Source organism: Vandammella animalimorsus, from assembly GCF_002285265.1.
GTDB lineage: Bacteria > Pseudomonadota > Gammaproteobacteria > Burkholderiales > Burkholderiaceae_C > Lampropedia.
In genome coordinates, this window is record NZ_NSJB01000001.1 from 556,755 (window position 1) to 569,106 (window position 12,352).

12 protein-coding genes and 1 other RNA gene are annotated in these 12,352 nt (G+C 66.6%); 6 read left to right on the forward strand and 7 right to left on the reverse strand.

Translation table 11 applies throughout. The annotated features are described in order from the left end of the window. Positions 1–108: 108 nt before the first annotated feature. On the reverse strand, positions 109–888 hold the full coding sequence (locus CK625_RS02400) for an IclR family transcriptional regulator (protein ID WP_095538642.1): 780 nt from the start codon (positions 886–888) through the stop codon (positions 109–111). 164 nt (positions 889–1,052) lie between these two features. On the opposite strand from CK625_RS02400, the gene CK625_RS02405 reads away from it, so the two are divergent. Next, complete coding sequence (locus CK625_RS02405; protein WP_095539042.1) at positions 1,053–1,589, forward strand: HIT family protein; 537 nt, start codon at positions 1,053–1,055, stop codon at positions 1,587–1,589. A gap of 95 nt (positions 1,590–1,684) precedes the next feature. Here CK625_RS02405 and asd read toward each other — a convergent pair whose 3' ends face one another. Further along, complete coding sequence (gene asd, locus CK625_RS02410) at positions 1,685–2,815, reverse strand: aspartate-semialdehyde dehydrogenase (RefSeq protein WP_095538643.1); 1,131 nt, start codon at positions 2,813–2,815, stop codon at positions 1,685–1,687. Here asd and CK625_RS13865 point away from each other — a divergent pair. The 5 genes from CK625_RS13865 (at position 2,814) to CK625_RS02430 (ending at position 7,782) form a co-directional block, all read left to right on the forward strand. Next, the gene (locus tag CK625_RS13865; RefSeq protein WP_238945460.1) at positions 2,814–3,104 is read left to right on the forward strand and encodes a hypothetical protein; all 291 of its coding nucleotides are present in this window, start codon (positions 2,814–2,816) and stop codon (positions 3,102–3,104) included. The genes asd and CK625_RS13865 overlap by 2 nt on opposite strands. Positions 3,105–3,228: 124 nt before the next feature. Then, complete coding sequence (locus CK625_RS02415; protein ID WP_238945461.1) at positions 3,229–5,229, forward strand: DNA topoisomerase IV subunit B; 2,001 nt, start codon at positions 3,229–3,231, stop codon at positions 5,227–5,229. A gap of 13 nt (positions 5,230–5,242) precedes the next feature. Beyond that, positions 5,243–5,854 carry a hypothetical protein gene (locus CK625_RS02420; RefSeq protein ID WP_143326146.1) on the forward strand — a complete coding sequence of 204 codons (612 nt, stop codon included), beginning with the start codon at positions 5,243–5,245 and terminating at the stop codon, positions 5,852–5,854. Between the two features lie 61 nt (positions 5,855–5,915). Then, the gene (dusA, locus tag CK625_RS02425) at positions 5,916–6,968 is read left to right on the forward strand and encodes a tRNA dihydrouridine(20/20a) synthase DusA (protein WP_095538646.1); all 1,053 of its coding nucleotides are present in this window, start codon (positions 5,916–5,918) and stop codon (positions 6,966–6,968) included. A gap of 307 nt (positions 6,969–7,275) precedes the next feature. Further along, positions 7,276–7,782, forward strand: coding sequence for a glycine zipper 2TM domain-containing protein (locus tag CK625_RS02430; protein WP_095538647.1), 507 nt, complete (start codon positions 7,276–7,278; stop codon positions 7,780–7,782). 159 nt (positions 7,783–7,941) lie between these two features. On the opposite strand, the gene CK625_RS02435 is transcribed toward CK625_RS02430, so the two are convergent. The 5 genes from CK625_RS02435 to CK625_RS02455 form a co-directional block, all read right to left on the reverse strand. Continuing rightward, a complete protein-coding gene (locus CK625_RS02435) occupies positions 7,942–8,796 on the reverse strand; it encodes a uroporphyrinogen-III synthase (protein WP_172425065.1) in 855 nt (284 codons plus the stop codon). 142 nt (positions 8,797–8,938) lie between these two features. Further along, an RNA gene (gene ffs / locus CK625_RS02440) (signal recognition particle sRNA small type) lies at positions 8,939–9,034 on the reverse strand. A gap of 297 nt (positions 9,035–9,331) precedes the next feature. Beyond that, positions 9,332–10,126, reverse strand: coding sequence for an ABC transporter ATP-binding protein (locus tag CK625_RS02445; protein ID WP_095538649.1), 795 nt, complete (start codon positions 10,124–10,126; stop codon positions 9,332–9,334). A 22-nt stretch (positions 10,127–10,148) separates the two neighbouring features. Continuing rightward, the gene (locus CK625_RS02450) at positions 10,149–11,036 is read right to left on the reverse strand and encodes an ABC transporter permease (RefSeq protein WP_095538650.1); all 888 of its coding nucleotides are present in this window, start codon (positions 11,034–11,036) and stop codon (positions 10,149–10,151) included. 180 nt (positions 11,037–11,216) lie between these two features. After that, on the reverse strand, positions 11,217–12,203 hold the full coding sequence (locus CK625_RS02455) for an ABC transporter substrate-binding protein (protein ID WP_095539043.1): 987 nt from the start codon (positions 12,201–12,203) through the stop codon (positions 11,217–11,219). Positions 12,204–12,352 lie beyond the last annotated feature (149 nt).

Sequence of the window (12,352 nt, forward strand, 5' to 3'; positions counted from 1 at the left end):
GGCTGCAAGGCGTAGAGCACAGCGGCTATGGAGAGGCTTTGCAACGCCAGCAGATCGCCCCAATCCGCGCGCTTGCCCGCTGTGCAGGGGGGGTGACGGGCGGTGGGCTCAGTGGCCGGGCTGGCCCAGCGCGGCGGAGATTTTGCTGGCTGTGGTCTGCAGCCTGGGCACCCAGCTTTCTTCCAGTCGGCCGGTGGGCGCGGAGATGGACAGGCCGGCCACCAGCTTGCCCTGGTCGTCGTAGATGCCTGCGGCAATGCAGTTCACGCCCAACTCCAGCTCCTCGCGGTCCTGCGCCAGACCGCTTTGGCGCACGCGGTGCAGCTCGCGTTCGAGCACGTCCAGCTTGGTGATGCTGTTGCGCGTATTGCCCGCCAGCCCGGTGCGCGCGGCGTAGGCGCGCACCCAGTGCGGCTCCTGCGCGGCCAGGAACAGCTTGCCGGTGGAGGTCAGGTGCAGCGGCGCATGGCCGCCGATGGCGCGCACCACCTGCATGCCCGAGCGCTCGCTGAAAGCGCGCTCGATGTAGACGATCTCATCGCCCTGGTGGATGGACAGGTTGATGGCCTGCTGCGTGCTGCGGTGCAGCTCGCGCATCAGCGGCAGGGCCACGTCGCGCACGCTCAGCCGCGCCTTGACCAGATTGCCCAGCTCCAGCAGGCGCAGCCCCAGGCGGTAGCTGCCCGCCTCGGGCCGCTCCACCAGCCGCCCGATGACCAGATCGTTGAGGATGCGGTGCGCGGTTGAAGGGTGCAGCCCGGTGGCCTCGCTGATCTCCTTGAGCGAGATGGCCTGGGCATGGCTGGCCAGAAAATCCAGGATGGCGTACATGCGCTCGAAGACCTGGATGCTGGGCGTTTGCCGTGGTGGCGTGTCGTGAAGGCGCATGGCGGAGAGTGGCGGGCAGTAAGCGCATGTTCAAAGAACAATGCTCAGTGTGAAATGGGCAATCTTAGTTTGTTCCATCCGCGTCAGCGATCATGCCGATGGAGCTGGTGGGCACGCAAAATCCAGGCTTGGCGTTTTCCTGTTTTTTTCAAGTTTCGATGACCATGAGTGATGCCCGCCTGCCTTCTTCCTCTTGCCTTGAAGGCCTTGAGCCGCAGCTGCCGCCGCCCGGCGAGCGCGCCGCCGGCTGTGCGCTGTGCCAGGAGGGCGGCGGGCGCGTGGTGTTTGCCCACCCCTTGCTGCGCCTGGTGCACGCCCAGGAGCCGGGGCTGGAGGCCTTCTACCGCATCGTCTGGACGGCGCACGTGCGCGAATGGAGCGAGCTGCCCGCGCCGCAGCAGTGGCTGTGCATGCAGGCCGTGGCGGTGGTGGAGCGGGCCATGCGCGAGGTGATTGCGCCGCACAAGGTGAACCTGGCTTCGCTGGGCAATGTGGTGCCGCACCTGCACTGGCACATCATCGCCCGTTATGAGTGGGACGGGCATTTCCCCGCGCCGGTCTGGGCGCCGGCGCACACCGCGCCGCAGGATGTGCCGCCGCAGCGCCTGCAATGGCTGCGCGAGCGCCGCGCGGCGCTCGAAGCGGCCATGTGCGCCGGCCTGCAGGCGCTGCTGCAAGGTGGGGCGCCGCCTGCGGCCTGACGACGTTGCACCAGGGCAGTTCGGCACGCATCCAATGATTTCTGCGAGGCCGCTTTTGCGGGCCGTTGCCGAGATCGTGGTGAGCAGGTAGGCCCTCAGGCCTCGACCAGAATGCGCAGCATGCGGCGCAGCGGCTCGGCCGCGCCCCAGAGCAGCTGGTCGCCGATGGTGAAGGCGCCCAGGTACTGCGGGCCCATGGCCAGCTTGCGCACGCGCCCGACGGGGATGCGCATGGTGCCGGTGACGGCAACTGGCGTGAGCTCGGCCAGCGTGGCCTCCTTGGTGTTGGGCACCAGCTTCACCCAGGGGTTGTCGGCGGCGATCATGGCTTCGATCTCGTCGAGCGGCACGTCCTTTTTCAGCTTGAAGGTCAGCGCCTGGCTGTGGCAGCGCATGGCGCCGATGCGCACGCAAAAGCCGTCAACCGGGATGGCCGGCGTGCCAAAGCCTTCGCCCATGCCCAGGATTTTGTTGGTCTCGGCCATGCCCTTCCATTCCTCACGGCTGACGCCGTTGCCCAGGTCGGCGTCGATCCAGGGGATCAGCGAGCCGCCCAGCGGCGCCAGGAAGTGGGCCGTCTCGGCCTCGCTCAGGCCGCGCTGCTTGGCGATGATCTTGCGGTCGATCTCCAGGATGGCGCTGTGCGGGTCGGCCAGCAGCTCGCGCACCTCGGCGTGCAGCGTGCCGAACTGCGTCAGCAGCTCGCGCATGTGCTGCGCGCCGCCGCCCGATGCAGCCTGGTAGGTCTGGGTGCTCATCCATTCGACCAGCCCGGCCTTGTACAGCGCGCCAACGCCCATGAGCATGCAACTGACGGTGCAGTTGCCGCCCACCCAGGTCTTGCCGCCCTTGCTCAGGGCGTTTTGGATCACCGGCAGGTTGACGGGGTCGAGCACGATGACCGATTCGCTGTCCATGCGCAGCGTCGATGCCGCATCGATCCAGTGGCCATTCCAGCCGGCGGCGCGCAGCTTGGGGTAGACCGCCTTGGTGTAATCGCCGCCCTGGGCGGTCAGGATGATGTCGCAGCGCTTGAGCGCCTCGATGTCGTAGGCGTCCTGCAGGCGTGTTTCGTTCCTGGCCTGGGCCGGGGCCTGGCCGCCGGCGTTGGAGGTCGAGAAAAACACCGGCTCGATGCAGTCGAAATCGCCCTCGGCCTGCATGCGCTCAAGCAGCACGGAGCCGACCATGCCGCGCCAGCCGACCAAACCTGTACGTTGTGCCATGTGGATAACCCTTCTTTCAATGGAGATTGCAGAAATGTTGGAACTCTCTGCCCCGGCTCGTCTGGCCGGCTTGAAAGACGGGCGCGACGAACCGCAGCTGCTTCAGCCCTTCGTCGTCTTGGTGATGATCACGGCCACAGCAGCGCGCGCTGCCGGTGCGGGGCGCACGGGCTGCGCACATGCCAACGCCAGGCCCTGGGCCTGGCGCGATGTGCAATGGGAAAAACGCTGCTGCAGCATGATGGCGCGCAGTATAGCGAGTTTGCGCCGCCGCCAGCGCGGGCGTTGAGCGTTGAGCGTTGAGCGTTGAGCGTTGAGCGTTGGCTTGGGCTTGGGCTTGGGCTTGGGCTTGGGCTTGGGCTTGGGCTTGGGCTTGGGGCGCGGCCCATGCCAAGCCCTACAATCGCCGCCCTATGGCAAAACAAGCACCTTCCGCCCCGATGGCCGCCAGCGGCGGCAATGGCTATTCCGAAAGCTCGATCAAAGTCCTCAAGGGCCTGGAGCCGGTCAAGCAGCGCCCGGGCATGTACACCCGCACCGACAACCCGCTGCACATCATCCAGGAGGTGCTGGACAACGCCGCCGACGAGGCCCTGGCCGGCCACGGCAAGAAGATCCGCTTCACGCTGCATGAGGACGGCTCGGTCAGCGTCGAGGACGAGGGCCGCGGCATCCCCTTCGGCCTGCACCCGGAAGAAAACGCGCCGGTGGTGGAGCTGGTCTTCACGCGCCTGCACGCCGGCGGCAAGTTCGACAAGGATTCGGGCGGCGCCTACAGCTTCTCCGGCGGCCTGCACGGCGTGGGCGTGTCCGTCACCAATGCGCTGGCCACGCGCCTGGAGGTGGACATCCACCGCGACGGCCAGGTGGCGCGGCTGGTGTTCGGCAACGGCGGCGAGGTGATCGAGCCGCTGACGGTGCGCAAGGCCCAGCCCGGCGAGCGCCGCCAGGGCACCACCGTGCGCGTCTGGCCCGATGCGCGCTACTTCGAATCCAAGGCCCTGCCCATGCCCGAGCTGCTGCACCTGCTGCGCAGCAAGGCGGTACTGATGCCCGGCGTGGCCGTGACGCTGCGCAACGAAAAAACCGGCCAGCAGCAAAGCTGGCAATACAAGGGCGGCCTGGCCGACTACCTGAGCCAGGCGCTGCCGGCCGAGCCGGTCATCCCGCTGTTCGAAGGCCAGGGCCATGCCGACCGCCACAGCGACAGCTTCGCCGTGGGCGAAGGCGCCGCTTGGTGCGTGGCCTTCACCGAGGAAGGCCAGCCGCTGCGCGAGAGCTACGTCAACCTCATCCCCACCACGGCCGGCGGCACGCACGACAACGGCCTGCGCGACGGGCTGTTCCAGGCCGTCAAGAGCTTCATCGACATGCACGCGCTGCTGCCCAAGGGCGTCAAGCTCATGCCCGAGGACGTGTTCTCGCGCGCCAGCTACGTGCTCTCGGCCAAGATTCTCGACCCGCAATTTCAGGGCCAGATCAAGGAAAAGCTCAACTCCCGCGATGCCGTGCGCCTGGTCTCGGGCTACGTCAAGCCGGCCATGGAGCTGTGGCTGAACCAGCACGTGGACTACGGCCGCCGCATTGCCGAGCTGGCCATCCGCGCCGCGCAAACGCGCCAGAGGGCTGGGCAAAAGGTGGAAAAGCGCAAAGGCTCGGGCGTGGCCGTGCTGCCGGGCAAGCTCACCGACTGCGAAAGCCGCGATTTGACCTACAACGAAGTCTTTCTGGTCGAGGGCGACTCGGCCGGCGGCAGCGCCAAGATGGGCCGCGACAAGGAAACCCAGGCCGTGCTGCCGCTGCGCGGCAAGGTGCTCAACACCTGGGAGGTGGACCGCGAGCGCCTGTTTGCCAACACCGAGGTGCACGACATCGCCGTGGCCATCGGCGTCGATCCGCACGGGCCGGGCGATGAGGTCGATCTCTCCGGTCTGCGCTACGGCAAGATCTGCATCCTGAGCGACGCCGACGTGGACGGCGCGCACATCCAGGTGCTGCTGCTGACGCTGTTCTTTCGCCACTTCCCCAGGCTGATCGAAGCCGGGCACGTCTTCGTGGCCCAGCCGCCGCTCTACAGCATCGCCGTGCCCGCGCGCGGCAAAAAGCCCGCCGCCAAGCTCTACGTCTTGAGCGAGCAGGAGCTGCAGCGCGCGCTGGACAAGTTGCGCAAGGACGGCGTGCGCGAAGGCGCCTGGAGCATTGGCCGCTTCAAAGGCCTGGGCGAGATGAACGCCGAGCAACTGTGGGAAACCACCCTCAACCCCGACACCCGCCGCCTGCTGCCCGTGCAGCTGGGCAGTTTCAGCTTTGCGCAGACCGAGGGCTTTTTCACCCAGCTCATGGGCAAGGGTGAGGCCGGCGCGCGCCGCGAGCTGATGGAGCTGCACGGCGACGCCGTGGACATCGACGTGTGATGGCGCGCCTGCCATGACGGACTGGCTCTCCCTCTTGCTGCTGCTGGCCGTGCTCGGCTGGGTGCTGCGCCTGCGCTACCAGCGCCAGCGCATCGCCTTTCTGGGCCAGCACCTGGCGGGGCTGAAGATCGAACACCACATGGGCCTGCTCACCCAGGGCTATCTGCGCGCCATCCATGAGGACGACCCGCAGCGCCAGGCGCAGATCTGGGACACCTTCGCCCACAGCGAGCGCAGCGTGGCCGAGCACATCGAGCGCCTCAGCGCCGCCATCGCCCAGGCCCCGGCAGAGCGCACCCGCATCGGCCGCTGGGCCCTGTGCCTGCCCTATGTGGAGCAGCTGCTGCCCGCGGCCACGCGCGACTTCAAGGCCCTGCTGCGCCTGCATGCTCAAGGCGTGCGCGCAGCGGTGGACAACGCCCAGGGCCTGCCGCCCAAGGCCCGCGCCTACCAGCTGATGGCCGAGCTGCTGCTGTTGCAGCACAGCTGCCACTGGTTCTGCAAATCGCGCATGGTGGCCGACGCGCGCCTGCAGGCGCGCCACCAGGTCACGCACCAGAAAGTGCTGGACTCGGTCTCTGCCGCCACCGCACAAGCCTATCGCCAATGGCTGCAGCGGGGCTGAGCACCTGAGCTGCGCCCTCCTGGAGCGCGCAGGCGCTGCCCAGGCGATGATTTCAAATGCAATGACAGCCCCTGAAAAATCAACCACTTACAGCCAATGGACGGCCTGCGTGGCACCGATGCTCGATTGGACCGACCGCCACTGCCGGTATTTCCATCGCCTGCTCAGCCGGCACGCGCGGCTCTACACCGAGATGGTGCACACCGGCGCCATTCTGCACGGCCAGCGCCAGCGGTTTTTGCAGTTCAATGAAGAAGAGCACCCGCTGGCGCTGCAGCTGGGCGGCAGTGAGCCAGCCGATCTGGCGCGCTGCGCGCAACTGGCGCAAGAGGCCGGTTACGACGAGGTCAACCTCAACTGCGGTTGCCCCAGCGAGCGGGTGCAGCGCGGCAGCTTTGGCGCGTGTCTGATGGCCGAGCCGGCGCTGGTGAGCGATTGCGTCAAGGCCATGGTCGATGCCTGCAGCATCCCCGTGACCGTCAAGCACCGCATCGGCCTGGATCAGCAGCAAAGCTATGGCCCGCTGCGCGACTTCGTTGGCCAGGTGGCCGAGGCCGGCTGCCGGGTCTTCATCGTCCACGCGCGCAATGCCTGGCTCAAGGGCCTGAGCCCGAAGGAAAACCGCGAAATCCCGCCACTGCGCTACGAAGTGGTGCGCCAGCTCAAGGCCGACTTCCCGCAGCTGGGCATCGTCGTCAACGGCGGCATTGCCACGCTGGCGCAGATGCAGGCGCATTTGCAAGGCGCTGAGGGCCAGCGCCTCGATGGCGTGATGGTCGGGCGAGAGGCCTACCACAACCCCTGGTTCCTCACGCAATGGGACACTGCGCTGTTCGGCAGCCCGCCCAGCGCGCTGCAGCGCGACGCCATCGAGGAAGAAATGGTGCGCTACATGGCCCGCCAGCAGGCCGCAGGCGTCTCGCCGCTGCAGATCGCGCGCCATATGCTCGGCCTGCGCAATGGCCAGCCTGGCGCCAAGGCCTGGCGCCAGGTCTGGAGCGACCACCGCCTCAAGGAGCTGCCTGCCCCGGCCATCGCGGCACAGGCCCGGCAGGCGCGGCTGCGCAATGCTGCGGGCATTGCCCACAGTGAAGCTGGCGTGACAGGCTCTTGAGACTTTGCGCGCAGCAACGCCGCAGCGCGCGCAGCCGGAGGGGACAGGCACGGCGGCTGGGCTGCTTGTCAGGCCCGGGCGCGCGCAAGTGCGCATCAATGGTCAGGCGCAGTGCCAGCCAGGCAAGCCAGTGGGGGCATGACGCCAAGACATTTACCTGCTTTTACACTTGGTGTGCCATGGCCACTGGGCAGCGGCGCTACGATGGCGCCGCCGTGCAGCGCGCTGTCCTTTGCTTTTACCTTTGGCAGCACAGGCTGCATCCAGCGATCGAACTCTCAACAGCTCTGAAGAAAGGGAGGAAATCATGTCCTCATCCCGCATCGCCTATCTGGCCTCGACCACCGCGCTGGCCCTGACCCTGGCGGCCTGCCAAAGCACGCCGCTGTATCCTGCCGATCCCTACCGCGGTGGCGGCGGCCATGTGGGCACCGTGCCCAGCCGGGCCCCGGCCAATATGCTGGAGTACGGCTATGTGACCGACATCCAGGCGCTGCAAAACACCCACCGCGGCAGCACAGGTGCGGGCATTTTGCTGGGCGCCGTCGTGGGCGGCCTGGCGGCCAACCACGTCGGTGGCGGCAGCGGCCGCACGGCAGCCACCATTGCCGGCGCCGTGGGCGGCGCCGTGGCGGGCAATGCCATTGAAGGCCGCATGAACAATGGCGGCGCGCAGGGGCAGGTCTATGGCTATCGCATCACCATCCGTGTGGACAACGGTCAGTACCGCGTGTACGACGTCAGCGATCCGGGCGGCCTGCGCATCAATGATCGCGTGCAGGTGCAAAACGGCCAGATTGCCCGCATCCAGTAAACAGGCCGAAGGCCCTCACGGGGCCAGGTGCTGCGCCCTGACTGGCGCACTTGCTTGAAAGAACCAGTGTCCGCAAGGGCACTGGTTCTTGCTTTTTGGGGTTCTACGATTGGCTTGGCGAAGCGGTTTTCGAGGCAAAAGCCGCAGCAGCATTGAATCTCAACAGGCCCCAAAGCCTTGCAGGCAAAGCGCGATGTCCTGCACGGTGGGGGCGGTGGTGCGGATCTGGCCGAAGCCGATGCGCTGCGCCGCTTGGGCGATGCGTGGGTGCGTGGCGATGGCCGATTGCCCTCGCCAGAAGGTCGCGTCCTGCCCTGGCAGCAGCAGCGGCAGGTGTTGCACGCCTTCCGAGCTGCTCAGCAGCCAGACGCGCCGCGCGGCTGCAGCGCCCAGTGCCATATCACGCTGTTGGGCATCCCAGGCGGGTGGGCCGCGCCGGTAGACGGGCAGCAAGTGCAGTTGCGCGCCGCGTTGCTGCAGTTGGCGCGCCAGCCAGTCGCGCCCATGCCCTTCGTCCTGGGGCTGAGGGGGCGTTGCTTGAGTCGCAGGGCCAGCAGCGACGCGGCTGCCGCGCAGGATCAACACCTGGGCACCCGGGTGGATCTGCGTTTGCACTTGCTGCCACAGCGCCTCGGAATCGAATTGCCCGGCATCGGCTGCGGGCTGGTCAATCCATTCGGGCGCAAAGCCCTGGGCCTGCAAGGCCTGGGCCGTCCCAGGGCCTGGCGCCCACAGGCGCGGCAGGTTATTGGCCCTGGCGTCAGTGCCAGTGTCAGTGCCTAGCTGATGCCAGCGCTGCATGGCCTGGGCATCCCAGAAGCCCTGCACGGCGTTGGGGCTGACGTGCATGATGGCAGTCCATTGGCCGAGTTTGTCGAGCGCCGCCTGGCGGCGCTGCGCGCTGGCGGCATCATCTGGAAACTGGATGTGGATCAGCGGCAGGGCAATGCAGTCGATGCCCAGGGCGGCAAACTGCGCGGCCCAGGCGGCGTTTTGTGCCTCTGGGCGGGTCAATATCAGGCGGGGGAGGGGGGCGGGGCGGGGCACTGCGCGGCAAGATGGGATGGGCAGATGGCCCGCAGCAGGTGCTGCTGCGCCCATGGCGCTGGCCTGGGCAGGCGCGTTGCCGGCAGGCTGCGGCAAGAGGCAAGAAGAAGGTGACGAGCCTGACCCCGGCACTGACTACACAGTTAGGGCTGCTTGGTTCCCCACCTGACCCGGTTGGCTGCTTCACCATGCGGGAAGGCCCGTCGGCGGCGATTGTATGCGATCTGCAGTCGCCCGAAAGGCAATTGCATGCCTTGGCCCAAGCGGGTTTGCCGCTGGCGGGCAGGGGCAGGGCTGGCCGGCTGGAGAGCCTGTTCAAGATTTCTGTGCGAGGGGGCAAGAAGCGCGGTTTGGGATGGGCTGCAAGGCGCCATCTTGCACACATCGCGCAGCAGCCATGGCCCCGGGGCGGATGGCAAGGCTTTGCGGGCGCGGCAGAGCCTTCTAAACCGCTTTCTGCTCGCGCCATGCCGCGCCGTGCAGAGAGATTCTGGACAGCTTTTCAGCCCAGCAGCAGGGCATCGTCGGCGAGTTTTTCGCCCCGGGTGCGCTCGAACATCTGCAGCAGATCGGGCACGTCCATGCCTGCGCGTTCGCTGCCGCTGACGTCCAGCACGACCTTGCCCTGGTGCAGCATGACCGTGCGGCTGCCGTAGTCCAGCGCCTGGCGCATGCTGTGCGTGACCATCATGGCCGTGAGCTGGTTGTCCTCGATGATGCGCGCTGTCAAATCCATGACGAAGGCTGCCGTCTTGGGGTCGAGCGCGGCCGTGTGTTCGTCCAGCAACAGGATGCGCGAGGGCTGCAGCGAGGCCATCAGCAAGCTGACGGCCTGGCGCTGGCCGCCAGAGAGCAGGCCGATGCGGTCGGTCAGGCGCTTTTCCAGGCCCAGGTTCAGGATGGCGAGCTTTTCGCGGAACAGCTCGCGGTTTTGTTTGTTCAGCGCAAAGCCAAAGCGGCGCTTGCGCCCGCGCGCCATGGCCAGGGCCATGTTTTCCTCGATGGTCAGGGCCTCGCAGGTGCCGGCCATCGGATCCTGGAACACCCGCGCCACCAGATCGGCGCGCTGCCAGGCCTGTTTTTTCGTGACGTCGATGCCGTCGATCTCGATGCGCCCCGAATCCATGATCAGGTCGCCGGAGATGGCGTTGAGAAAGGTGGATTTGCCCGCGCCGTTGGAGCCGATGACGGACACGAACTGGCCGGTGGGGATTTCCAGGCTGGCACCGCGCAGCGCCGGGTTTTCGATGGGCGTGCCGGGGTTGAAGGTGATGCGCAAATCGGTGGCTTTGAGCATGGGGCAACTCCTAGGGGTGTGCTTATTGGGCCAGCGATTTGAGGCGGCGCTTGAGCAGCGGGAACACCAGCACCAGGATGACCAGCACGGAGGCAATCAGGTTCAAGTCCTGCGATTGCAGGCCGATCCAGCTGCTGTTGAGCGCCAGCGCAATGAAGAAGCGGTAGAGCACGGCGCCGATGATGACGGCCAGCGTGGCCCACAGAATGCGCCGCGCCGGCAGCACGCTCTCGCCAATGATGACTGCGGCCAGGCCGATGACGATAGTGCCGATGCCCATGGAAATGTCCGAGCCACCCTGGCTTTGCGCAAACAGCGCGCCGCCCAGGGCCACCAGCGCGTTGGAGATGGCCAGCCCCACGAGCTTGGCCCAGCTGGTGGCCACCCCCTGGGCGCTGGCCATGCGTGGATTGGCGCCCGTGGCGCGCATGGCCAGGCCGCGCTCGGAGGCGAAATACCAATCCAGAATGAATTTGGCGATCAGCACAACGACCAGCAGGATCAGCGGCTTTTCGATGTAGTCGGCCCAGATGCCGGGCATGAGCACGGTGAACACCGTGGGCTCAAGGATCAACGGCACATTGGGCTTGCCCATGATGCGCAGGTTGATGGAGTACAGCGCGGTCATCATCAGAATGCCCGCCAGCAAATCCATGATCTTCAGGCGCACATTGAGCCAGCCGGTGGCAAAGCCAGACAGCGCGCCGGCCAATGTGGCGATGAAAGTGGCCAGAAAGGGATCCTTGCCAGTCGAAATCAGTGTGGCTGCGACGGCGCCACCCAATGGGAATGAGCCATCGACCGTCAGGTCCGGGAAGTTCAGGATGCGAAAGGAGATCAGCACCCCCAGGGCAACCAGGCCGAAGATCAGGCCGATTTCCAGTGCCCCCATGAATGAATAAAAGGTCATCGCAGCAAACGGTTTTGGTGTTGGTCCAGGTCCCTGGGTGGCTGTGCGGGCGGTGATGGGGCCTGTCATGGCCCCGCCTGCGGGCAGCGGCCTGAACATCAGCAGGGCAGGCCCAAAGCCTGCCCTGTTGCGGTTTCTTCATGGATGGCCAGCGCGCTCACGCGCAAGGCTATGCGGGGGTTATTCAATCACCTCTTTGGCGGACTGGATCAGCTCCTGCGACAAGGTCACGCCCTGGGCCGCAGCGGCCTTGGGGTTGACGTAAAGCTCCAGGTTGGTGCTGCGCTCGGAGGCGATGGCGCCGGGCTTTTCACCATTGAGAATGCGCACGACGATCTTGCCGGTCTGGCGGCCCAGGTCGCGGTAGTCCACGCCCAGGGCGGCGATGGCGCCGCGCTTGACGCTGTCGGTGTCCGAGGCGACCAGGGGCAGCTTGGCATCGGTGGCCACCTTGACCAGCGATTCATAGGCCGAGACCACGTTGTTGTCGGTGTTGGTGTAGATCACGTCCACCTTGCCCACCAGGTTGCGCGCTGCGGCGGTGATGTCCACAGTGCGCGGGGCCGTGGCCTCGACCAGCTCAATGCCCATCGGCGGCAGGATGCGCTTGAGCTCATTGACGACCACGACGGAGTTGGCCTCGCCCGGGTTGTAGACCATGCCGATGCGCTTGACGTTGGGCATGATCTTCTTGATCAGGTTGACCTGATCTTCCAGCGCCAGGGCGTCGGAAACGCCGGTGACGTTGGTGCCGCTGGGCTCCATGTTCTTGACCAGCTGGGCGGCCACCGGGTCGGTCACGGCCGAGTACACAGTGGGGATGCTCTTGCTGGCGGCCACCACGGCCTGGGCCGAGGGCGTGGCAATGGCCACGATCACATCCGGATTCTGGCCGATGTAGTTGCGCGCGATCTGCGCGGCGGTGCCGGGGTTGCCTTGCGCGCTCTGGTATTGCCACTTGAGCTTGTCGCCCTTGAAGCCGCTGGCCTCAAGCTCCTCCTTGATCCCGTCGCGCACGGCATCGAGCGCCGGGTGCTCGACGATGGCGGTGACGGCCACGGACTTGGCTTGCGCATACACGCTGGGGCTGGCCAGGGCGCTCAGGCCCAACAAGGCGGCCGCAGCGGCCTGCAGCAACTGGCGGCGGCCAGCGCCGCGGGCGATCATGGGAATGCGGTTCATGCAATCTCCTCGGGGGAATGGGTGGGGACAGTGCGTCATTCAGACAAAGGCAGCCATCGGGCGCCCAGGCCCATCGGGGCCGTGGCACCGGCTGCCAAGCGGCGGCAATCGTAACTGAAAAAAGATTCTTGCAA